General features: G+C 73.5%; 20 protein-coding genes. 16 read left to right on the top strand and 4 right to left on the bottom strand.

Annotation, left to right across the window (positions count from 1 at the left end; all coding sequences use genetic code 11):
- Positions 1-186 precede the first annotated feature (186 nt).
- Together ABZY31_RS06785 and ABZY31_RS06780 are read left to right on the top strand one after the other, a co-directional pair.
- The gene (locus tag ABZY31_RS06785) at positions 187-1164 is read left to right on the top strand and encodes a helix-turn-helix domain-containing protein (RefSeq protein ID WP_356405658.1); all 978 of its coding nucleotides are present in this window, start codon (positions 187-189) and stop codon (positions 1162-1164) included.
- Positions 1165-1188: 24 nt separating this feature from the next.
- Entirely contained in the window at positions 1189-1689 is a 501-nt protein-coding gene (locus ABZY31_RS06780; protein ID WP_356405554.1) for a DUF456 domain-containing protein, read from the top strand.
- Positions 1690-2089: 400 nt separating this feature from the next.
- On the opposite strand, the gene rsgA is transcribed toward ABZY31_RS06780, so the two are convergent.
- Together rsgA and ABZY31_RS06770 are read right to left on the bottom strand one after the other, a co-directional pair.
- Positions 2090-3199: a ribosome small subunit-dependent GTPase A gene (gene rsgA / locus ABZY31_RS06775; protein WP_356405552.1), complete on the bottom strand. Its 1110-nt coding sequence runs from the start codon at positions 3197-3199 to the stop codon at positions 2090-2092.
- 293 nt (positions 3200-3492) lie between these two features.
- A complete protein-coding gene (locus tag ABZY31_RS06770) occupies positions 3493-4608 on the bottom strand; it encodes a YihY/virulence factor BrkB family protein (RefSeq protein WP_356405550.1) in 1116 nt (371 codons plus the stop codon).
- A gap of 17 nt (positions 4609-4625) precedes the next feature.
- Between ABZY31_RS06770 and ABZY31_RS06765 the strand changes: the two genes are divergently transcribed.
- The 14 genes from ABZY31_RS06765 (at position 4626) to ABZY31_RS06700 (ending at position 18729) form a co-directional block, all read left to right on the top strand.
- Positions 4626-6260, top strand: a complete 1635-nt coding sequence (locus ABZY31_RS06765) for an acyl-CoA dehydrogenase family protein (protein WP_356405549.1) — start codon at positions 4626-4628, stop codon at positions 6258-6260.
- Positions 6261-6623: 363 nt separating this feature from the next.
- A complete protein-coding gene (locus ABZY31_RS06760) occupies positions 6624-7877 on the top strand; it encodes a GAF domain-containing protein (RefSeq protein WP_356405656.1) in 1254 nt (417 codons plus the stop codon).
- Positions 7878-7882: 5 nt separating this feature from the next.
- Positions 7883-8446 (top strand): GNAT family N-acetyltransferase, encoded by a 564-nt coding sequence (locus ABZY31_RS06755; protein WP_356405547.1) that lies wholly within the window; start codon positions 7883-7885, stop codon positions 8444-8446.
- Positions 8447-9100: 654 nt separating this feature from the next.
- A complete protein-coding gene (locus ABZY31_RS06750; RefSeq protein ID WP_309550570.1) occupies positions 9101-9184 on the top strand; it encodes a putative leader peptide in 84 nt (27 codons plus the stop codon).
- Between the two features lie 217 nt (positions 9185-9401).
- On the top strand, positions 9402-11105 hold the full coding sequence (locus ABZY31_RS06745) for a nitrite/sulfite reductase (RefSeq protein WP_356405545.1): 1704 nt from the start codon (positions 9402-9404) through the stop codon (positions 11103-11105).
- Positions 11102-11281 (top strand): hypothetical protein, encoded by a 180-nt coding sequence (locus ABZY31_RS06740; protein WP_356405543.1) that lies wholly within the window; start codon positions 11102-11104, stop codon positions 11279-11281. The genes ABZY31_RS06745 and ABZY31_RS06740 overlap by 4 nt, the downstream gene beginning before the upstream one ends.
- On the top strand, positions 11278-11985 hold the full coding sequence (locus tag ABZY31_RS06735) for a phosphoadenylyl-sulfate reductase (RefSeq protein WP_356405541.1): 708 nt from the start codon (positions 11278-11280) through the stop codon (positions 11983-11985). Before ABZY31_RS06740 ends, ABZY31_RS06735 begins: the two co-directional genes overlap by 4 nt.
- 44 nt (positions 11986-12029) lie before the next feature.
- Positions 12030-12575 (top strand): adenylyl-sulfate kinase, encoded by a 546-nt coding sequence (gene cysC, locus ABZY31_RS06730; protein WP_356405654.1) that lies wholly within the window; start codon positions 12030-12032, stop codon positions 12573-12575.
- The gene (cysD, locus tag ABZY31_RS06725) at positions 12572-13510 is read left to right on the top strand and encodes a sulfate adenylyltransferase subunit CysD (RefSeq protein WP_356405539.1); all 939 of its coding nucleotides are present in this window, start codon (positions 12572-12574) and stop codon (positions 13508-13510) included. Before cysC ends, cysD begins: the two co-directional genes overlap by 4 nt.
- Before the next feature lie 2 nt (positions 13511-13512).
- Positions 13513-14868, top strand: a complete 1356-nt coding sequence (locus ABZY31_RS06720; protein WP_356405537.1) for a GTP-binding protein — start codon at positions 13513-13515, stop codon at positions 14866-14868.
- Positions 14869-15091: 223 nt separating this feature from the next.
- A complete protein-coding gene (locus tag ABZY31_RS06715) occupies positions 15092-16240 on the top strand; it encodes an aliphatic sulfonate ABC transporter substrate-binding protein (RefSeq protein WP_356405535.1) in 1149 nt (382 codons plus the stop codon).
- A gap of 36 nt (positions 16241-16276) precedes the next feature.
- A complete protein-coding gene (locus ABZY31_RS06710) occupies positions 16277-17077 on the top strand; it encodes an ABC transporter ATP-binding protein (protein WP_356405534.1) in 801 nt (266 codons plus the stop codon).
- A complete protein-coding gene (locus ABZY31_RS06705; RefSeq protein WP_356405532.1) occupies positions 17064-17966 on the top strand; it encodes an ABC transporter permease in 903 nt (300 codons plus the stop codon). Before ABZY31_RS06710 ends, ABZY31_RS06705 begins: the two co-directional genes overlap by 14 nt.
- Positions 17967-17973: 7 nt before the next feature.
- On the top strand, positions 17974-18729 hold the full coding sequence (locus ABZY31_RS06700; protein WP_356405530.1) for a sirohydrochlorin chelatase: 756 nt from the start codon (positions 17974-17976) through the stop codon (positions 18727-18729).
- Here the strand turns inward: ABZY31_RS06700 and ABZY31_RS06695 are convergent.
- Together ABZY31_RS06695 and ABZY31_RS06690 are read right to left on the bottom strand one after the other, a co-directional pair.
- The gene (locus tag ABZY31_RS06695; protein WP_356405528.1) at positions 18678-18965 is read right to left on the bottom strand and encodes an HAD family phosphatase; all 288 of its coding nucleotides are present in this window, start codon (positions 18963-18965) and stop codon (positions 18678-18680) included. The genes ABZY31_RS06700 and ABZY31_RS06695 overlap by 52 nt on opposite strands.
- 195 nt (positions 18966-19160) lie before the next feature.
- The gene (locus ABZY31_RS06690) at positions 19161-20162 is read right to left on the bottom strand and encodes a 2-dehydropantoate 2-reductase N-terminal domain-containing protein (RefSeq protein WP_356405526.1); all 1002 of its coding nucleotides are present in this window, start codon (positions 20160-20162) and stop codon (positions 19161-19163) included.
- Positions 20163-20172 lie beyond the last annotated feature (10 nt).

Genomic DNA, 20172 nt, shown 5'->3' with positions numbered 1-20172 from the left:
GGGCCCATTGCACGGCAAAGTTGCCGCGCGGAGGGCTTCGGGCCGGCGGTTGGTGGTGCTGCGGTGGCGTCACCTTGGCAGAGAGGCGGTGGGTGCGGTGATGATGTCCACGGCGGGTTTGCGCCGTGGCCGTTTCCCGCCAGAGCGGGGGCGGCCTGGGACCGGGTGGAGAGTGGGGTGGACGGGTTGCTGGGTGCCATAGGCCTGGACGAGGGCCAGGAGTCGGCGTACCGCGCGCTGGTCGCGCTGGGGGCGGCGGAGGTACCGGACCTCGCCCACCGGCTGGCCCTGCCGGTGCCGCAGACCGAACGGGCCCTGCGGCACCTGGAGCGCCACGGCCTGGCCGCGCAGTCCTCGGCCCGCCCCGGCCGCTGGGTGGCCGCACCGCCCGGGGTGGCGCTGGGGGCGCTGCTCACCCAGCAGCGGCACGAGCTGGAGCAGGCGGAGCTGGCCGCGGTCCTGCTGGCCGAGGAGTACCGCGCGGAGGCGGCGGAGCCGGCGGTGCACGACCTGGTGGAGGTGGTGACGGGCGCGAGCGCGGTGGCGCACCGCTTCGTGCAGCTCCAGCTGGGCGCGGTGGAGGAGGTGTGCGCGCTGGTCACCGGCCGGCCGCAGGTGATGACGGGCACGGAGAACGAGGCGGAGGAACGGGCCGCCGTGCGCGGGGTCGACTACCGGGTGGTGATCGAGCGCGAGGTGCTGACCCTGCCGAGGGGGCTGCGGGAGGCCTCGACGGCGCTGGGCCGGGGCGAGCGGGTCCGGGTGACGGGAGAGGTCCCGACGAAGTTGGTGATCGCGGACCGGAGCCTGGCGATGGTGCCGCTGACGGCCCGCACCGCGGAACCGGCGGCGCTGGTGGTGCACGCGTCGGGCCTGCTGGAATCCCTGATGGGGCTCTTCGAGGCGGTGTGGCGGGAGGCGCTCCCGCTGCGGCTGGGGGCGGGCGGCGGGATCGACGAGTCGGGCGGCGGCCCGGACGCCACGGACCTGGAGATCCTCTCGCTGCTGCTGGTGGGGATGACCGACGCGAGCGTGGCGAAACACCTGGAGCTGGGGCTGCGGACGGTGCAGCGGCGGGTCAAGGGCCTGATGGAGAGTGCCGGGGTCACGACCCGGATGCAGCTGGGCTGGCACGCGTACGAACGGGGCTGGGTGGCCCGATAGCCCCCGGTCGGTCACGCTGATCAGATGGATCTGCCTCAGCTGCTCCTGGTGGGCCTGGTGCTGCTGCTCGGGGTGCTCGGGGTGCTGGTGCCCGGCGTCCCGGGGACCCTGCTGGTCTGGGCGGGCGTGCTGTGGTGGGCGATGCACGAGCGGACCGCGCCCGCGTGGTCGCTGCTGGTGTCGGCCACGGCGCTGCTGCTGGTGGTCCAGGTGGTGAAGTGGCAGCTCCCGCCGCGGCGGCTGCGGGGGGTGGGCGTCACCCGGCGGATGGCGGTGTACGCGGGCACGGGCGCCTTCCTCGGCTTCGTCCTGGTGCCGGTGCTGGGCGCGGTGCCGGGTTTCATGGGCGGCATCTACCTCTGCGAGCGGCGCCGCCTGGGCACCCATGGCGAGGCGGTGACCTCGCTGCGGGCGGTCATGCGGGCGGTGGGGACGAGCGTGCTGGTGGAGCTTTTCGCGTGCCTCCTGGTGACCGGGGCGTGGCTGGCGGTGGTGGCGACCACCCCCAGCCCCGCCGGCACTTGAGGCGGCCCGCGGCCAGCGCCGCCATCCCAGCCTCGCCGGCGCTTGAGAGGCCCGGGGCCAGCCCCGCCATCCCAGCCCCACCAGCGCTTGAGAGGCCCGGGGCCAGCCCCGCCATCCCAGCCTCGCCGGCGTTTGAGGCACCCCCGGAGGGCACGACCGGCCGAGGTCGGGGTGAGGGCTCGGCCGACCACCCGGTCCCCCGGCGGGGTTGCCTCGTGGCTGATCCGGCCCCGCCGTGCGGGTCGGGGGCCCTCCGGGGGCGCCTCAAACGCCGGCGGGGCTGGATATGCACCCCCGTCGGCGAAAGGGGCCAAGCGGCCCGGCACCCCCAGCCCCGGCGAGGCTGGATGTGCGGCCCCGGCACCCCAGCCCCCCGGATGGGGGCCCCCGGGGCGGGGAGTCAGGGGCGGCCGCCTCGTTTGGCGGCGTAGTTGGCGCGGCCCTCGGCCGACTTGATGCGCCAGTCGCGGCGGATCTCGGAGCGGAGCCGCGCATCCGTCTTCGCCACGATCCGCTGGTTCTCCCGCAGCAGCTTCCGGTAGCTCTCCAGCCGCCGCTCCGGCAGCGCCCCCTCCTCCACCGCCCGCAGCACCGCGCACCCCGGCTCCGCCTCGTGCGCGCAGTCGTGGAAGCGGCACCGGGCGGCGTACTCCTCGATCTCGGAGAACACCTGCCCCACGCCCGCCTCCGCGTCGAAGAGGCCGACGCCGCGCAGGCCCGGGGTGTCGATCAGGACCCCGCCCTCCGGCAGGGCGAGCAGGTTGCGGGTCGTCGTGGTGTGGCGGCCCTTGCCGTCGACGTCACGGGCGGCCCGCACCGCCATGACCTCCTCGCCGAGCAGCGCGTTCGCCAGGGTGGACTTGCCCGCGCCCGAGATGCCGAGCAGCACGCTGGTCCCGGAGGCGACGATGGCGGTGAGGACGTCCGTACCCTCGCCGGTGACGGAGGAGACGGTGAGGACGCCGACGCCCGGCGCCGCGGTCTCCACGTCCTCCACGAGGTGCGCGACGGTGACGGGGTCCGGGACCAGGTCCGCCTTGGTCAGGACGACCAGCGGCTGCGCGCCGGACTCCCACGCGAGGGCGAGGAAGCGCTCGATGCGGCCGAGGTCCAGCTCGACGGCGAGCGACACCGCGATGATCGCGTGGTCGACGTTGGCCGCGAGGATCTGCCCCTCGGAGCGCTGCGAGGAGGTGGACCGTACGAACGCGGTCCGGCGCGGCAGGTACGCCTTGACGTACCGGGGGTTGCCGGCCGCCTCGACGGCGGCCCAGTCACCGGTACAGATGACCCGCAACGGGTCGTGCGGGGTGACGAAGGCGGTGTCGGCGCGGACGATCCCGTCCGCGGTCATGACGTCGCACTGGCCGCGGTCGACCCGGACGACGCGGCCGGGCACGAGGCCCTGCTCGGCGTACGGTGCGAACTCGGCGGCCCAGGCGTCGTCCCAGCCGTAGGCGCCGAGGGCGTGGGAGAGGGAAGCGATCTGCGGGAAGGCAGAGGAAGACAAGGGAAACCCTTCACAGGGTGGCCCCGGCAGGACGCGCGCGCTGCGCGCGGAAGTGCGGTGAAGGTCAGCCGGAGACCACAGGAATGAGATTGATGAACTCCTGAGTGCGGGCAGTGCCCTGCTCGACGACAGTCATCAATGGACTCACCTCCTGTGACGTGCGGATCCGCACGCAGCGGCTCCGGTCCACTCGGCGTGAACGGCTTCACGGTAGCGCGCGCCCGCGCCCCCGCGCCAACCCTTTTTATTTCAATGCCCCGGGCGCGGGGGGAGACTTGCAAGTGCCCGCGCGGCTAGTGCTTGCGCAGCCGGGAGGAGTAGTCCTCCGGCGGCAGGAACTTGGACCAGCGTTCGGGGAACTCGGACGGCATGCCCGCGTCCTCGTCGTCCTCCGACTCGCCCTCGGCCAGGGCCCGCCAGGCGGCCGCGCGGGCGATCAGCTGGGCGGCCTCGGCCTCCCGCACCCGCTCGTTGGCCTCGCGGGCCGCCGCCGTCGCCACGGACGGCCAGACGCGGTCGATCGCCGCGTTGACGGCGGCCCCCACGAGGACGGCGAAGGCCGAGATGCCGATCCAGAGCAGGATGGCGACGGGCGCGGCCAGGGAGCCGTAGATCGTCGGTCCCTCGACCGTGTTCGTGAGGTAGATCCGCAGGAGGAAGGACCCGAGCACCCACATGGCCAGGGCGACCAGCGCCCCCGGCACGTCCTCGATCCACGGCGAGCGCACCGGTACGGACACGTGGTAGAGCGTGGTCAGGAAGACGATCGACAGCAGGGTGACGGTCGGCCAGTACAGCACCGCCACCACCTCCGTCCCCCAGGGCACCCACCGCACCACGGCGTCCGGGCCCGCCACGAGCAGCGGCAGCACGATCGAGCCGACCAGGAGTGCGACGACATACAGCACGAAGGCCAGCAGCCGGGTCTTGACGATGCCGCGCTGGCCGTCGAGCCCGTACATGACGGTGATGGTGTCGACGAAGACGTTGACGGCGCGCGAGCCCGACCACAAGGCGAAGGCGAAGCCGAGCGAGATCAGGTCGGGGCGGGCCTGGCGGGTCACGTCGTCCAGCATGGGCCGCGCGATGTCGTTGACGCCCCGGTCGGAGAGCACGGTGCCGACCGCCCGCAGGATGTTCTCCTCGATGCTCTGGACCGAGGTGGTGCCGCTCCAGCCGTCCACGTAGCCGACCAGCCCGAGCAGGCCCAGGAACAGCGGCGGCAGCGAGAGCAGCGTGAAGAACGCCGCTTCGGCCGCGAGTCCCAGGATCCGGTACTCGATGCACGAATTGACCGTGTCCTTGAGCAGCAGCCAGGCCATCTTGCGCTTGGAGACGTTGCGGTAGAGGGCCCTGGCCCGGTGGAGCCGCCCCGGAGGCCGCTCGGGTGTTTCATTTGCTGGCTGCACCTCCTTACCGTATCGGCATGGCAGCCACCACCCACACAGTCAGCAACCAGGCACCACCCCTGGTCGGGCACGACGTCTACGGGGGCGACCGCGCCCTCACGGAGGGCGTGGAGCGGCACCTCGCCCCCGAACTCCGCAGGGAGGCAAGGGAAGAACTCACCGCGCTCGGGCTCGCCGCGGGCTCCGCGCAGGCCCAGGAATGGGGTGCCCAGGCGAACGAGAACCCACCGAAGCTCCGCACACACGACCGGTATGGGAACCGGATCGACGAAGTGGACTTTCACCCTTCCTGGCACCGGCTGCTCGACCGCGCGGTGAGCGCCGGGCTGACCGACGCCTGGGGGCGGGAGGCGGGGCACCTGCGACGCGCCGCCGGGTTCTTCGTCTGGTCGCAGGCCGAGTCCGGGCACGGCTGCCCGGTTTCCATGACGCACGCGGCGGTGCCCGCGCTGCGCGCGGATCCGGAGCTGGCCGCCGAGTGGGAGCCGCGGCTCACCTCGCACGTCTACGACCCGGGCCTGCGGCCGGCCGCGCAGAAGCCGGGCGTCCTCTTCGGCATGGGGATGACCGAGAAGCAGGGCGGCAGCGACGTGCGCGCCAACACGACGCGGGCGGTGGCGCTGGACGCGTCCGGCGAGTACCTGCTGACCGGGCACAAGTGGTTCTGCTCGGCCCCGATGTGCGACGGCTTCCTCGTCCTGGCGCAGGCGCCGGGCGGGCTGACCTGCTTCCTGGTGCCGCGGGTGCTGGCGGACGGGACGCGGAACGTGTTCGCGATCCAGCGGCTGAAGGACAAGCTCGGCAACCGGTCGAACGCGTCGAGCGAGGTCGAGTTCGACGGGACCTGGGCCCGACGGGTGGGCGAGGAGGGCCGGGGGGTGCGCACCATCATCGAGATGGTCGCCGCTACCCGGCTGGACTGCGTGATCGGGTCGGCCTCGCTGATCCGGCAGGCGCTGACGCAGGCCGTGCACCACGCGGAGCACCGCTCCGCTTTCGGAGCGAAGCTCTTCGACCAGCCGCTGATGCGCAACGTGCTGGCGGACCTGGCCGTGGAGTCGGAGGCGGCGACCGTGCTGACGCTGCGGCTGGCGGCGGCGTACGACGCGGGCACCGAGCAGGAGCGCGCCTTCCTGCGGATCGCCGTCCCCACCGCGAAGTACTGGGTGACCAAGCGCTGCACCCCGGCCGTCGCGGAGGCGCTGGAGTGCCTGGGCGGCAACGGGTACGTCGAGGAGTCCGGGCTGCCGCGGCTGCTGCGCGAGTCCCCGCTGAACTCGATCTGGGAGGGCTCGGGCAACGTGCAGGCGCTGGACGTGCTGCGGGCGCTCCAGCGCGAACCGCAGGCGCTGAACGCGTTCCTCCAGGAGGTCGGCCTCGCCCGGGGCGCGGACCACCGCCTCGACGCGGCGGTCAAGGACCTGCTGACCGAGCTGGCCGACCTGGAGGGGATCGAGGCGCGGGCCCGGCGCGTGGTGGAGCGGATGGCGCTGGTCCTGCAGGGCTCCCTGCTGGTGCGCTGGGCGCCGCCCGCGGTCGCCGACGCCTTCTGCGCCTCGCGCCTGGGCGGGGACTGGGGGGCCGCTTTCGGGACGCTGCCGCACAGCCTCGACCTGGGCGCGGTGGTCGAACGGGCGCGGATCACGGGCTAGGAGCGGTCCCCAAACCACTCCGAGCCGGATCCGGCCCGTCTCCGCAGCAGGGCGGCGCCGCGCCGACTCGGCACCACGCCTGCTCCGGGCAGCCCCGAGGAGGAGCCTTCACGCCGCCTGTCGGCGTGACGCACAGTTTCGGTCGGGCGACCGGCACTTGGCGAGGGTTGCGTACCGTTGCAACCTGTGGGTCCGCTGTGGGGCCAGTGGCGCGGGCGGCGGTGTGATCCGTACGGCGTCGCGCCGGCCCGCGCGGCAGTCCACAACGCACGGCCCGGCTTCATTCAGGAGGATCCTGTGGCAACCACTGCAGGCGGCTCGGGTACCGCGGGGGGCGCGGTCGACGTGGCGCGGCTCGCGGCCATGGACGCGCGCGCCGCGGCCCGGCTGCTCAGGGGCGTCCGGGCGGCGGCGCTCGCCGGGGACCGGCCGCCCGCCGCGCCGCGCCCCGAGATCGCCGCCTCGTGGCGGCGGATGATGGAGGTCGGGGTGCACCCCGACCGGGACGCCCGCTCGCGGATGCTGTCGGCCGCCGAGACGGAGGAGCGGCGGCAGGTGTCGCCGCTGCGGACGCTGCTTCCGGTGCTGCGCGAGGGGCTGCTGCCCGCCCTGGACGAAGCGCTGCACATCATGGTGATCGCCGACGCGGACGGGCGGCTGCTGTGGCGGGAGGGCGCCGCCTCGATACTGCGCCGGGCGGACCGGCTGGGCTTCGGGGTGGGCGCGCACTGGGACGAGGCGGTGGTCGGCACCAACGGGGTCGGCACCGCCCTGGTCACGCGGCGGCCCGTCCAGGTGTTCTCGGCGGAGCACTTCGTCTCCAGTCACCACGACTGGACGTGCGCGGGCGCGCCCGTTCACGATCCGCGCGACGGGCAGCTGCTGGGCGTGATCGACGTCAGCGGGCCGCTGGCCACCATGCACCCGGCCACCTTGACCTGGGTGGCCTCGGTGGCGCGGCTGGCGGAGCGGGAGCTGCGGATCCGCCACCTGGAGTCCCTGGAGGGGCTGCGGGCGGTGGCGGCTCCGCTGCTGGCGCGGCTGCCGGGGCGGGCGCTGGCGGTGGATCCGCACGGCTGGATGGCCGCGGTCACCGGGCTGGCGCCGGTGGAGCGGGTGTCGCTGGCGAAGTCCTTCGGACCGGGCCGGCAGTGGGTTCCGCAGCTGGGCGACTGCGTGGTGGAGCCGCTGCCGGGCGGCTGGCTGCTGCGGGTCGCGGAGGCCCGTACGGGCGCGGCGGCGGGCCGGGTCGTACTGGACCTGAGCCGGCCGCGGGCCTGGTCGGCGACGGTCTACGGGGCGGCGGGCAGCTGGACCCAGGAGCTGAGCCCGCGCCACGCGGAGCTGCTGTTCCTGCTGGCGGACAGCCCGCGGGGGCGGTCGGCGGCGGAGCTGGCGCTGGAGCTGTTCGGGGACGCGACGCGGACGGTGACGGTGCGGGCCGAGATGTCGCGGGTACGGCGCCACCTGGCCGGGGTGCTGACGCACCGGCCGTACCGGTTCGCGGAGGACGTGGAGGTGGAGGTGGTCCGGCCGGAGCGGCCCGCCGACCTCCTGCCGCATTCCAGCGCCCCGGCGGTGGCCAGGGCGCGGCGGGCCGGGGATGTGATTCCCTGACCTGCATGAGCACCCTCACCCTCACCACCTGGTCCCTGGAGATGACCTCGCCGGACGACCTCGTTCCGGCGGCCGTTCCAGGTTTCGAGATCACGATCTCGCGTGCGGAGGTCCCCTCGCCCGAGTTCAGCCGCTTCCTGTACGCGTCGGTGGGCGGTGACATCCACTGGACGGACCGGCTGTCGCTGACCCGGGCGCAGTGGGTGGAGCAGCTGGGGCGTCCGGGGGTGGAGACCTGGGTGGCCTACGACCGGGGGACGCCGGCGGGGTACGTGGAGTTCGACCCGCAGGACGACGGTGTGGTGGAGATCGTGTACTTCGGCCTGCTGCCGGACTTCCGGGGGCGGCGGATCGGCGGGCACCTGCTGTCGGTGGGGGTGGCCCGGGCGTGGGACCTGGCGGTCCGCTGGCCGGAGCGTGAGCCGACGAAGCGGGTGTGGCTGCACACGTGCAGCCAGGACGGGCCGACGGCCATGGACAACTACCTGCGGCGGGGGTTCCGCCTCTTCCGCACGGAAACCGAACCCAAGCCCGCCACTCCGACCCCGGGCCCCTGGCCGGGCGCCTGACCCCTGGCGGGGGTGCCTGACCCCTGGCGGGGTGCGCCCGTTCCCCCTGGCCCCGGGGCCCCGCATCCCCTGACGGGGGAGCGCCGGTCGACACCCCGGCCGCGGCCCGGCCTCCCCTCCGGGGGCGCCTCAAACGCCGGCGAGGCTGGCGTGGCCGGGGGCTCCCCACCGACGAGGCTGGGGAGCCGGGGACCTCCGCGGACGCCCGCCCGAACTGCCCTCCGGGGGCGCCTCAAACGCCGGCGGGGCTGGGGGTGGCCGGCCCCGGTGATCGGCCTGAGCAGCCCCCGGTTGCAGCGCACCCTCCCCAGCCTCGTCGGCGTTTGAGGCGCCGCCGGAGGCTCCACGGGGCTCGGCCCGGCCAGCCACCCCCGTGCCGTGACCGGACCGCCATGGGCGGCAATCCAGCCTCGCCGGCGTTTGAGGCGCCGCCGGAGGCACGACCGCGGACCCGGCGGCGCGGACGCTCGGACTGCGGAGCCGCTCCGCTCCCAGGCCCTTCGCGCCGCCGGGGCCCGGGGCGGTGTCCGACGGGCGCGGCCCGGCTCGGCCCCGGGACGTGACCCGGGACACACGTCTCGGGATGCGGGACGCATTCGTCCGGATGCTGGACAGTAGTGGACTCCTCCAACAGGCCCATGCCACGCTTCCGCCATGAATGGAGCTGGAATTGCCTTGGTGAGTCGGCGGCACGTCGACCTCGGCCGCATGTCCAGCGCCATCTGTCCGGCGAGCTGACGGAACCAGCCCCGCCGCACCTCGTCGCCGCCGCCTCCGCGGACGCGCCGATTCCGCAAGCCCCCGCAGGCCGAGAACCGCCCCCGCCCACCGGCGAAGGGGGGCGCGATCCGCCGCACCTGTCCGCGCACCGACGCGCATCACCGCAGGTCGAAGCCGTGGGGCAACGCCGCTCCGCCCGCCCCTGCTTCGAGCCGCCACAGAAGGACGTACCGCCATGGCCGCCACCCCCGAAACGCCCGCAGCCGCCCCCGCAGCCGCGCGCCGCAAGCCCGGCCGCCACCGCGGCGAGGGCCAGTGGGCCGTCGGCCACCACACGCCCCTCAACGGCAACGAGCAGTTCAAGAAGGACGACGACGGTCTCAACGTGCGGACACGCATCGAGACGATCTACTCCAAGCGCGGCTTCGACTCGATCGACCCCAACGACCTGCGCGGCCGGATGCGCTGGTGGGGCCTCTACACCCAGCGCAAGCCCGGGATCGACGGCGGCAAGACCGCGATCCTGGAGCCGGAGGAGCTGGACGACGAGTACTTCATGCTCCGCGTCCGCATCGACGGCGGCCGCCTGACGACCGAGCAGCTGCGCGTGATCGGCGAGGTCTCGCAGGAGTTCGCCCGCGGCACCGCCGACCTCACCGACCGGCAGAACGTGCAGTACCACTGGATCCGCATCGAGGACGTCCCCGAGATCTGGCGCCGCCTGGAGGCGGTCGGCCTGTCGACCACCGAGGCCTGCGGTGACTGCCCCCGCGTCATCCTCGGCTCGCCGGTCGCCGGCATCGCCAAGGACGAGATCATCGACGGCACCCCCGCCATCGAGGAGATCTACCGCCGGATCGTGGGCAACAAGGACTTCTCCAACCTGCCCCGCAAGTTCAAGTCGGCCGTCTCCGGCTCGCCGCTGCTCGACGTGGCGCACGAGATCAACGACGTCGCCTTCGTCGGCGTGAACCACCCCGAGCACGGCCCCGGCTTCGACGTCTGGGTCGGCGGCGGCCTCTCCACCAACCCCAAGCTCGGTGTGCGCCTGGGCACCTGGGTCTCGCTGGACGAGGTCCCGGACGTCTACGAGGGCGTCATCTCGATCTTCCGCGACTACGGCTACCGCCGCCTGCGCACCCGCGCCCGGCTGAAGTTCCTCGTCGCCGACTGGGGCCCGGCCAAGTTCCGCCAGGTGCTGGAGGACGAGTACCTGCAGCGCAAGCTGACCGACGGCCCCGCCCCCGAGCAGCCCACCGGCCAGTGGCGCGACCACGTCGGCGTGCACCAGCAGCAGGACGGCCGGTTCTACGTCGGCTTCGCCCCCCGGGTCGGCCGCGTGGACGGCGCCACCCTGACGAAGATCGCGGACGTGGCCGAGCGCCACGGCTCGGGCCGGCTGCGCACCACCGCCGAGCAGAAGATGGTCGTGCTGGACATCGAGGCGGACCAGGTGGACTCCCTCGTCGCCGCGCTGGAGGCGCTGGACCTCCGGGTCAAGCCGTCCCCGTTCCGCCGCGGCACGATGGCCTGCACCGGCATCGAGTTCTGCAAGCTGGCCATCGTCGAGACGAAGGCGCGCGGCGCCTCGCTGATCGACGAACTGGAGCGCCGTCTGCCGGACTTCGCCGAGCCGCTCACCATCAACATCAACGGCTGCCCCAACGCCTGCGCCCGTATCCAGGTGGCGGACATCGGTCTCAAGGGCCAGCTGGTCCTGGACGACGACGGCAACCAGGTCGAGGGCTACCAGGTGCACCTCGGCGGCGCGCTGGGCCTGGAGGCCGGTTTCGGCCGCAAGGTCCGCGGCCTCAAGGTCACCGCGACCGGTCTGCCCGACTACGTCGAGCGGGTCGTCACGCGCTTCGAGGAGCAGCGCGAGGGCGGCGAGCGCTTCGCGGCCTGGGTCGCGCGCGCAGACGAGAAGAGCCTGGCATGAGCGAGCGCGCCGCCCCGTTCCACTGCCCGTACTGCGGCGACGAGGACCTGTTCCCGAACGAGCAGGGCCACGGCGCCTGGGAATGCCGGTCCTGCAACCGGGCCTTCCAGTTGAAGTACCTCGGGCTGCTGTCCCGCGGACTTCGCACCGGTAGTGGTGGAGGGGAAGAGATATGACGACGGTTCAGGACGCACGCACCGCCGAACTGCGCGAGCTGGCCGAGCGGGCCGGCCGTGACCTGGAGGACGCCTCTGCGCTGGACATCCTGCGCTGGGCGGCCGACACCTTCGGTCCGCGGTTCGCCGTGACCTCCTCGATGGAGGACGCGGTGGTCGCCCACCTCGCCTCCCGGGCCCGCCCCGGCGTGGACGTGGTCTTCCTCGACACGGGCTACCACTTCGAGGAGACCATCGGCACCCGGGACGCGGTCGAGGCCGTGATGGACGTCAGGGTCATCACGCTGACGCCGCGCCAGAGCGTCGCCGAGCAGGACGCCGAGTACGGTCCGAGGCTGCACGACCGGGACCCGGACCTGTGCTGCGCGCTGCGCAAGGTCAAGCCGCTGGAAGAGGGCCTGACGGCGTACGACGCGTGGGCGACCGGGCTGCGCCGCGACGAGTCCCCGACCCGGGCGCACACGCCCGTCGTCGGCTGGGACGAGAAGCGGCGCAAGGTCAAGGTCTCCCCCATCGCCCGCTGGACCCAGGACGACGTGGACGCCTACGTCGCCGAGCACGGCGTACTGACCAACCCGCTGCTGACGGACGGCTACGCCTCCGTCGGCTGCGCCCCCTGCACCCGCCGCGTGGCGGCGGGCGAGGACGCGCGGGCCGGCCGCTGGGCCGGGCGCGGCAAGACCGAATGCGGACTGCACGGCTGATGACCGAGTCCGCGAACCGTACGGAACCGACGGAGAACGAGCAGATGAGCGTGAGCGACCAGGGCGCCACCGTGTGGCTGACCGGGCTGCCGAGCGCGGGCAAGACCACCATCGCCCGCGCGCTGGCCGAGCGGCTGCGCGGCGAGGGCCACCGGGTGGAGGTGCTCGACGGGGACGAGATCCGCGAGTTCCTCTCCGCCGGGCTGGGCTTCACCCGCGAGGACCGGCACACCAACGTGCAGCGGATCGGCTTCGTCGCCGAACTGCTCGCGCGCAACGGCGTGAAGGCGCTGGTCCCGGTCATCGCGCCGTTCGCGGACAGCCGGGAGGCGGTGCGGAAGCGGCACGCCGCCGAGGGGACGACGTACCTGGAGGTCCACGTGGCCACCCCGGTCGAGGTCTGCTCGGAGCGCGACGTGAAGGGCCTGTACGCCAAGCAGGCGGCGGGCGAGATCTCCGGTCTGACCGGGGTGGACGACCCGTACGAGGCCCCGGACTCACCGGACCTGCGGATCGAGTCGCACACCCAGTCGGTGCAGGAGTCCGCGGCGGCACTGTTCGCGCTGCTCAACGAGAGGGGTCTGGCATGACCACCACGGTCGCCCACGTCCACGCCGAGGCGGACGCGCCCTACGCGCTGTCCCACCTGGACGCCCTCGAGTCCGAGGCCGTGCACATCTTCCGCGAGGTGGCGGGCGAGTTCGAGAAGCCGGTGATCCTGTTCTCCGGCGGCAAGGACTCCATCGTCATGCTGCACCTGGCGCTCAAGGCGTTCGCGCCCGCGCCGGTCCCCTTCACGCTGCTGCACGTCGACACGGGCCACAACTTCCCCGAGGTGCTGGAGTACCGCGACCGCACGGTGGCCGAGCACGGGCTGCGCCTGCACGTGGCGTCCGTACAGGAGTACATCGACGCCGGGAAGCTGCGCGAGCGCCCCGACGGCACCCGCAACCCGCTCCAGACCCTCCCGCTCACCGAGGCGATCCAGCGGCTGCGCTTCGACGCGGTGTTCGGCGGCGGCCGGCGCGACGAGGAGAAGGCGCGTGCCAAGGAGCGGGTGTTCTCGCTGCGGGACGAGTTCTCCCAGTGGGACCCGCGCCGTCAGCGCCCCGAGCTGTGGAACCTGTACAACGGCCGGCACGCGGCGGGCGAGCACGTGCGCGTCTTCCCGCTCTCCAACTGGACCGAGCTGGACGTGTGGCAGTACATCGCCCGCGAGGGCATCGAGCTGCCGCAGATCTACTTCGCCCACGAGCGGGAGGTCTTCCAGCGGCACGGCATGTGGCTGACCGCCGGCGACTGGGGCGGCGCGAAGGAGGGCGAGGCGACGGAGACGCGCCTGGTCCGCTACCGCACCGTCGGTGACATGTCCTGCACCGGCGCCGTCGACTCCGACGCCACCACGCTGGACGCCGTGATCGCCGAGATCGCCGCCTCCCGGCTCACCGAGCGGGGCGCCACCCGCGCCGACGACAAGATGTCCGAGGCCGCGATGGAAGACCGCAAGCGCGAAGGGTACTTCTAGACATGACCGCCACCACCGAGCAGTTCGCCGACCTGGGCGATCCGTCCGCGACGACCCTGCTGCGCTTCGCGACCGCCGGATCCGTCGACGACGGCAAGTCCACCCTGGTCGGGCGCCTCCTGCACGACTCCAAGTCGATCCTGACCGACCAGCTGGAAGCCGTCGAGGCGGCGTCCGCGCGGCGCGGCCAGGACACCCCCGACCTGGCGCTGCTCACCGACGGCCTGCGGGCCGAGCGCGAGCAGGGCATCACCATCGACGTCGCCTACCGGTACTTCGCCACCGCGCGCCGCCGGTTCATCCTCGCCGACACCCCGGGGCACGTGCAGTACACCCGGAACATGGTCACCGGCGCCTCCACGGCCGACCTGGCCGTGGTGCTGGTCGACGCCCGCAACGGCGTGATCGAGCAGACCCGCCGGCACGCGGCGGTCGCCGCGCTGCTGCGGGTGCCGCACGTGGTCCTGGCCGTCAACAAGATGGACCTGGTGGGCTACGCGGAGAAGGTCTTCGCGGCGATCGCCGAGGAGTTCACCGCCTACGCCTCCGGCCTCGGCGTCCCGGAGATCACCGCGATCCCGATCTCCGCGCTGGCCGGGGACAACGTCGTGGAGCCCTCCGCGAACATGGACTGGTACGGCGGCCCGACGGTGCTGGAGCACCTGGAGACCGTCCCGGTCAGCCACGACCTCACCGCCTGCCCGGCCCGCTTCCCGGTGCAGTACGTGATCCGCCCGCAGAGCGCCGAGCACCCCGACTACCGCGGCTACGCGGGCCAGATCGCCTCCGGCGTGCTGCGCGTCGGCGAGGCCGTCACCGTCCTGCCGTCGGGGCGCACGAGCACCATCGAGGGGATCGACGCGCTCGGCGAGAGCGTCGACATCGCCTGGGCCCCGCAGTCGGTGACGCTGCGGCTGAGCGACGACATCGACATCTCGCGCGGCGACCTGATCGCGCCGTCCGCGAGCGCCCCGGCCACCACGCAGGACGTCGAGGCGACGGTCTGCCACGTGGCCGACCAGCCGCTGGCCGTGGGCGCCCGGGTGCTGCTCAAGCACACCACGCGCACGGTCAAGGCGATCGTCAAGGAGATCCCCTCGCGGCTGACCCTGGACGACCTCTCCCAGCACCCGGAGCCCGGGCAGCTGGTGGCCAACGACATCGGCCGCGTGGTCGTGCGGACCGCCGAGCCGCTCGCGCTCGACGCCTACGCCGCCTCGCGCCGTACCGGGTCCTTCCTGCTGATCGACCCGGCCGACGGGACCACCCTGGCGGCGGGCATGGCGGGGGCGGCCTTTGCCGCCCGGGCCGAGCCCGCCGACCAGGCCCCCCAGGATGACGAAGGGTGGGACTTCTGAGCATGACCACCGACATGTACTCGACCTTCGCGAAAGAGGGCGGCCGCGTGGGCAGCGGCGTCCTCGGCAGCGGGCAGGGAGGGGTGGCGCGATGTGCGCGATGACGTACGCGCACCGCTTGCGCGCCCACACCCCCCACGCGCTCCACGAGCCGTACCCGCCCCCGCTCCGTAGACGAAGACGTGCGTCGTGAGATCACGACGCTACGAGAGGAACACCTCCCGTGCCTGCCATCCGCACCACCCGCACCGCGCCCTCCCGTGACGGCCTGCGCCGCGGCGCCGTCGCCGCCGCCGCACTGCCCCTGCTGATCGGGGCGCTCGCCTCCTGCGGCTACGGCTCCGAGGCCGCGAAGGACGAGCCCGCCGCCGACCAGGCGAAGGCCGCCCCCGCCGGAGCCGAGAAGCTGTCGGCCTCCGAGGTCCGCATCGGCTACTTCCCCAACCTGACGCACGCCACCGCGCTCGTCGGCATCCAGGAGGGCCTGATCGCCAAGGAGCTCGGCGGCACCGCGATCAAGCCGCAGACCTTCAACGCGGGCCCCTCCGAGATCGAAGCCCTCAACGGCGGCTCCCTCGACATCGGGTTCATCGGCCCCTCGCCGTCCATCAACGGCTACGTGAAGTCCAAGGGTTCCAACCTGCGGATCATCTCCGGCTCGGCCTCCGGCGGCGTGAAGCTGGTCGTGAACCCGGACAAGATCAAGACCCTGGACGACCTCAAGGGCAAGAAGATCGCCACCCCGCAGAAGGGGAACACGCAGGACGTCGCGTTCCTCAACTGGATCTCGGAGAAGGGCTGGAAGGTCGACCCGGAGTCCGGCAAGGGCGACGTCTCCGTCGTCCGTACGGACAACAAGGTCACCCCCGACGCCTTCAAGCAGGGTTCGATCGACGGCGCCTGGGTGCCGGAGCCGACGGCCTCCAAGCTCGTCTCCGACGGTGGCTCCGTGCTCCTCGACGAGACCTCCCTGTGGCCCGACAAGAAGTTCGTGATCACGAACGTCATCGTGTCGCAGAAGTTCCTCAAGGAGCACGCGGACGTCGTCGAGGCCGTGCTGCGCGGCACCGTCAAGACGAACGAGTGGATCAACGCCAACCCGGACAAGGCGAAGGCGTCCGCGAACGCGGCGCTGAAGACCCTCAGCGGCAAGGAGCTCGACGCCAAGGTCATCGACCCGGCGTGGCCGAGCATCCTGGTCACCGACGACCCGCTGGCGGCCACGCTGAAGACGGAGTCCGACTGGGCGGTCAAGGCCAAGCTCATCGAGCAGCCCGACCTGAACGGCATCTACGACCTGTCGCTCCTGAACAAGGTGCTCAAGGCGGCCGGCAAGCCCGCGGTCTCCGACGCCGGTCTCGGCGCCAAGTAATCCGTCAGCGCAGTTGATCCCCAGGAGGTGACGACCATGGCCACCACACTCGCCAAGGCTGCCGAGGACACGGCGGCGACGGCGTCCGCGACGCACGCCGCGCGGATCGAGCACGTCTCCAAGTCCTTCTCCGGCCCGGCCGGTTCGCAGCTCGTCCTGGACGACATCAGCCTCGATGTCGCGCCCGGCGAATTCGTCACCATCCTGGGGGCCTCGGGGTGCGGCAAGTCCACCCTGCTCAACCTGGTCGCGGGGCTGGACGCGCCGTCCGCGGGGTCCATCGAGACCCCCGGCGGCCGGCCCGCCCTGATGTTCCAGGAGCACGCCCTCTTCCCGTGGCTGACCGCGGGCAAGAACATCGAACTCGCCCTGCGGCTGCGCGGGGTGGCCAAGGCCGAGCGCCGTCCGGAGGCCGAGCGGCTGCTGGAGCTGGTCCGCCTCGGCGGCGCCTACGGCAAGCGCGTCCACGAGCTGTCGGGCGGCATGCGCCAGCGCGTGGCGCTCGCCCGGGCGCTGGCCCAGGACAGCAGGCTGCTGCTGATGGACGAGCCGTTCGCGGCACTGGACGCCATCACCCGCGACGTGCTGCACGGCGAACTGACCCGCATCTGGGCCGAGACGAACCTCTCCGTCCTCTTCGTGACGCACAACGTCCGCGAGGCCGTCCGGCTCGCGCAGCGCGTGGTCCTGCTCTCCTCGCGGCCCGGCCGGGTCGCCAAGGAGTGGACCGTCGGCATCCCGCAGCCGCGCCGCATCGAGGACCCGGACGTCGCGGAGCTGTCCGTCGAGATCACTGAACACCTGCGTGGGGAGATCCGCCGCCATGGCCAGCACTGAGATCACCGAGGCGGCCGCGGCGAAGGCCCCGAGCGACGACCTGGCCGGCCTGGAGGCCGGACTGGACGCGCTCGACGCGGTCCAGACCCACCGCACGCCGCTGCGCGAGGTCCTCGTCAAGAAGGTCCTGCCGCCGGTCATCGCCGTCGGCCTGGTCCTCGCCGTGTGGCAGGTGCTGGTCTCCGCACACGTCGCCGACCAGACCAAGCTGCCCGCGCCGTCCGCGGTGTGGGACGGCCTGTCCGCGATGTGGCTCAAGGGCACCCTGCTGGAGGTCGTCTGGACCAGCGTGTCGCGCGGTCTGCTCGGCTTCCTGCTGGCTCTGGCCATCGGCACCCCGCTCGGCCTGCTGGTCGCCCGGGTGAAGTTCGTCCGCGCCGCGATCGGCCCGATCCTCCAGGGCCTGCAGTCCCTGCCGTCGGTGGCGTGGGTGCCGCCGGCCGTCATCTGGCTCGGCCTGAACGACTCCATGATGTACGCGGTCATCCTGCTCGGCGCGGTCCCCTCGATCGCCAACGGCCTCGTCGCGGGCCACGACCAGATCCCGCCGCTGTTCCTGCGGGCCGGGCGCACGCTGGGCGCCACCGGCGTCAGGGGCACCTGGCACGTGGTCATGCCGGCGGCGCTGCCCGGCTACCTCGCCGGCCTCAAGCAGGGCTGGGCCTTCTCCTGGCGCTCGCTGATGGCCGCCGAGATCATCGCCTCGTCGCCCGATCTGGGCCTGGGCCTGGGGCAGTTGCTGGAGAACGGCCGCAACAACATCGACATGCCCGGGGTGTTCCTCGCGATCATCCTGATCCTGCTCGTGGGCATCGCCATCGACCTGCTCATCTTCAGTCCGCTGGAGCGCCGGGTGCTGCGCACCCGCGGTCTGCTGGTCAAGAGCTGACACCGCCATGAGTCCCGTTCTGCTGGTCATCGCCCACGGCAGCCGCGACCCGCGGCACGCGGCGACCGTGCACGCCCTCACCGGGCGGGTGCGGGCGCTGCGGCCCGGGCTGCGGGTGGAGACGGCGTTCCTCGACTTCAACGCCCCGGCCGTGCCGCAGGTCCTGGCGGCCCTGTACGCGGACGGGGTGCGGGACGTCGTCGCCCTGCCCCTCCTGCTGACCCGCGCCTTCCACGCGAAGGCGGACGTCCCGGCGGCGCTGGAGCGCTCCCGGGCCGCGCTGCCCGGGCTGTCCGTGCGGGTGGCCGACGTGCTCGGCCCCTCGCCCCTGCTGACCGGCGCCCTGGAGCGCCGGCTCGCGGAGGCCGGACTGCGTCCGGCCGACCGTTCGACCACCGGCGTGGTGCTCGCGTCCGCCGGTTCCTCCGACCCGGAGGCGATCGCGGTGATCGCTGACATCGCGCGGGAGTGGCGGCACACCGGCTGGTGCGCCGTGCGGCCCGCGTTCGCCTCCGCGGCACTGCCCCGTACGGAGGACGCCGTACGGGCGCTGCGCGCCGAGGGCGTCCACCGGGTGGTGGTGGCGCCGTACGTCCTGGCCCCCGGGCGGCTGCCGGACCGGATCGCGGCGGGCGCCGCGGCGGCCGGGGCCGACCTGGTGGCCGAGGTGCTCGGCGCCGCCCCCGAGGTGGCCCGGCTGCTGCTGCGCCGCTACGACGCGGCGGCGCTGAGCCCCGCCCGCGTGCCCGCGCTGACCGCCTGAGCCGCGCCGCGCGCGAAGGCGAGGATCTCCGGGGCCGCCCCGGCGAGCGTGCTGAAGTGCCGGTGCGCGCCGTCCGCCGCGTCCGCGGTGTTGACCCCCCACACGGTCGTCCCGGCGGCCAGGCCCGCGCGCACCCCCGGCGGCGCGTCCTCGATCACCAGGCAGTCCCGCGGGTCCGCGCCGAGCAGTTCGGCGGCCCGCGGGCAGGGCGCCGGCGAGGGCTTGCCCTCGGTCACCGCCGCGGCGCCTGGACGCTCGTCACCTCGAACTGCGCGCACCGGGTGCGGGGCCGCTTCGGGCGGGTGCGCAGCGCGACTCGGTACGCCCCGGCCGGGTCCGGCCCGTACCGGCGCGCCCAAGTGGCCGACACCCGGCGCTGGTTGTCGAGGCAGTCGTCAGGGTGCCGTCTACGTCGAACAGGACGTACCGGCTCACGCGCGGGCCTGCGCTTCGTCGGCGAGGGCGGTGAGGTCCCCGATGGTCATGGAGCCCGGGGGCAGGCCCTCGCGGGCGAAGATGTTGGCCGCGCGCCGCAGGACGTCGTTGACGGGGGTCGCGATCCCGTGCAGCCGGCCCAGCAGGGAGATCTCCCCGTTGAGGTAGTCCGCCTCGATGCTGCCCGTGCCGCGGCGCAGGCTCTGCCAGGACGAGCCGCCGCGCACTCCGGGCGGCTGGGCCGCCTTGCCGTCGCGCGCCGCCGCTTCCTCGGCGGGCGAGGCGTACGCGATCCCGGCGGCGGCGAAGACGGCCTTCGCCTCGCGGACCGCCCGCACCAGCAGGGCCCCCTTGGCGGGGTCCGGTTCCGGGCCGGTGGTGGCCTGGACGGCGTTGCCGAGGTTGCCCAGCAGCTTCGCGTACTTCCAGCGCATCACGTCCTCGGTGACCACCGTTTCGAACCCGGCCCCCGCCAGGTCGGCGCCGATCCGCCGGGCGCGCGCGTCCACCCCGCCCGCGGCCCGGCCCAGGTGCAGGATCCCCGTGTGCGGGCTGCCGAGGGCCGAGACCGCGCCGGGTTCCAGGAAGGTGGCGGGCAGCCAGACGCACAGGCCGTAGACCCGGTCGAAGCGGCGCAGCGCGAGGCGCTCGCTCTCCACCCCGTTCTGCGCGCAGACCAGGGCGAGGCGCTGGGCGGCGGTGCCGCCGCCGGTCACCTCCGCGTCGCCCCACGCGTCGAGCGCGGCGATCGCGTCCTGGGTCTTGACGGCCAGCAGGAGGACGTCGTCGGGGCGCAGCTCGCCGAGTTCCTGCGGTCCGGTGACCACGGGCAGCCGGTGCACGCGGGCGCCGTCGGCGGTGGTGAGCCGCAGCCCGTCCGCGCGCAGGGCGTCCGCGTGCGGGCCGCGCGCGACGAGGACGACCTCGCCGCCCGCCTCCGCGAGCCGCCCGCCGATGGTGGCGCCGATCGCGCCCGCGCCGATCATGATGTAACGCATGGGACGAGCC

The sequence above is a fragment of the Streptomyces sp. NPDC006529 genome (assembly GCF_040611795.1).
Classification (GTDB): domain Bacteria; phylum Actinomycetota; class Actinomycetes; order Streptomycetales; family Streptomycetaceae; genus Streptomyces.
This window is presented reverse-complemented; position numbering and strand designations above follow the sequence as displayed.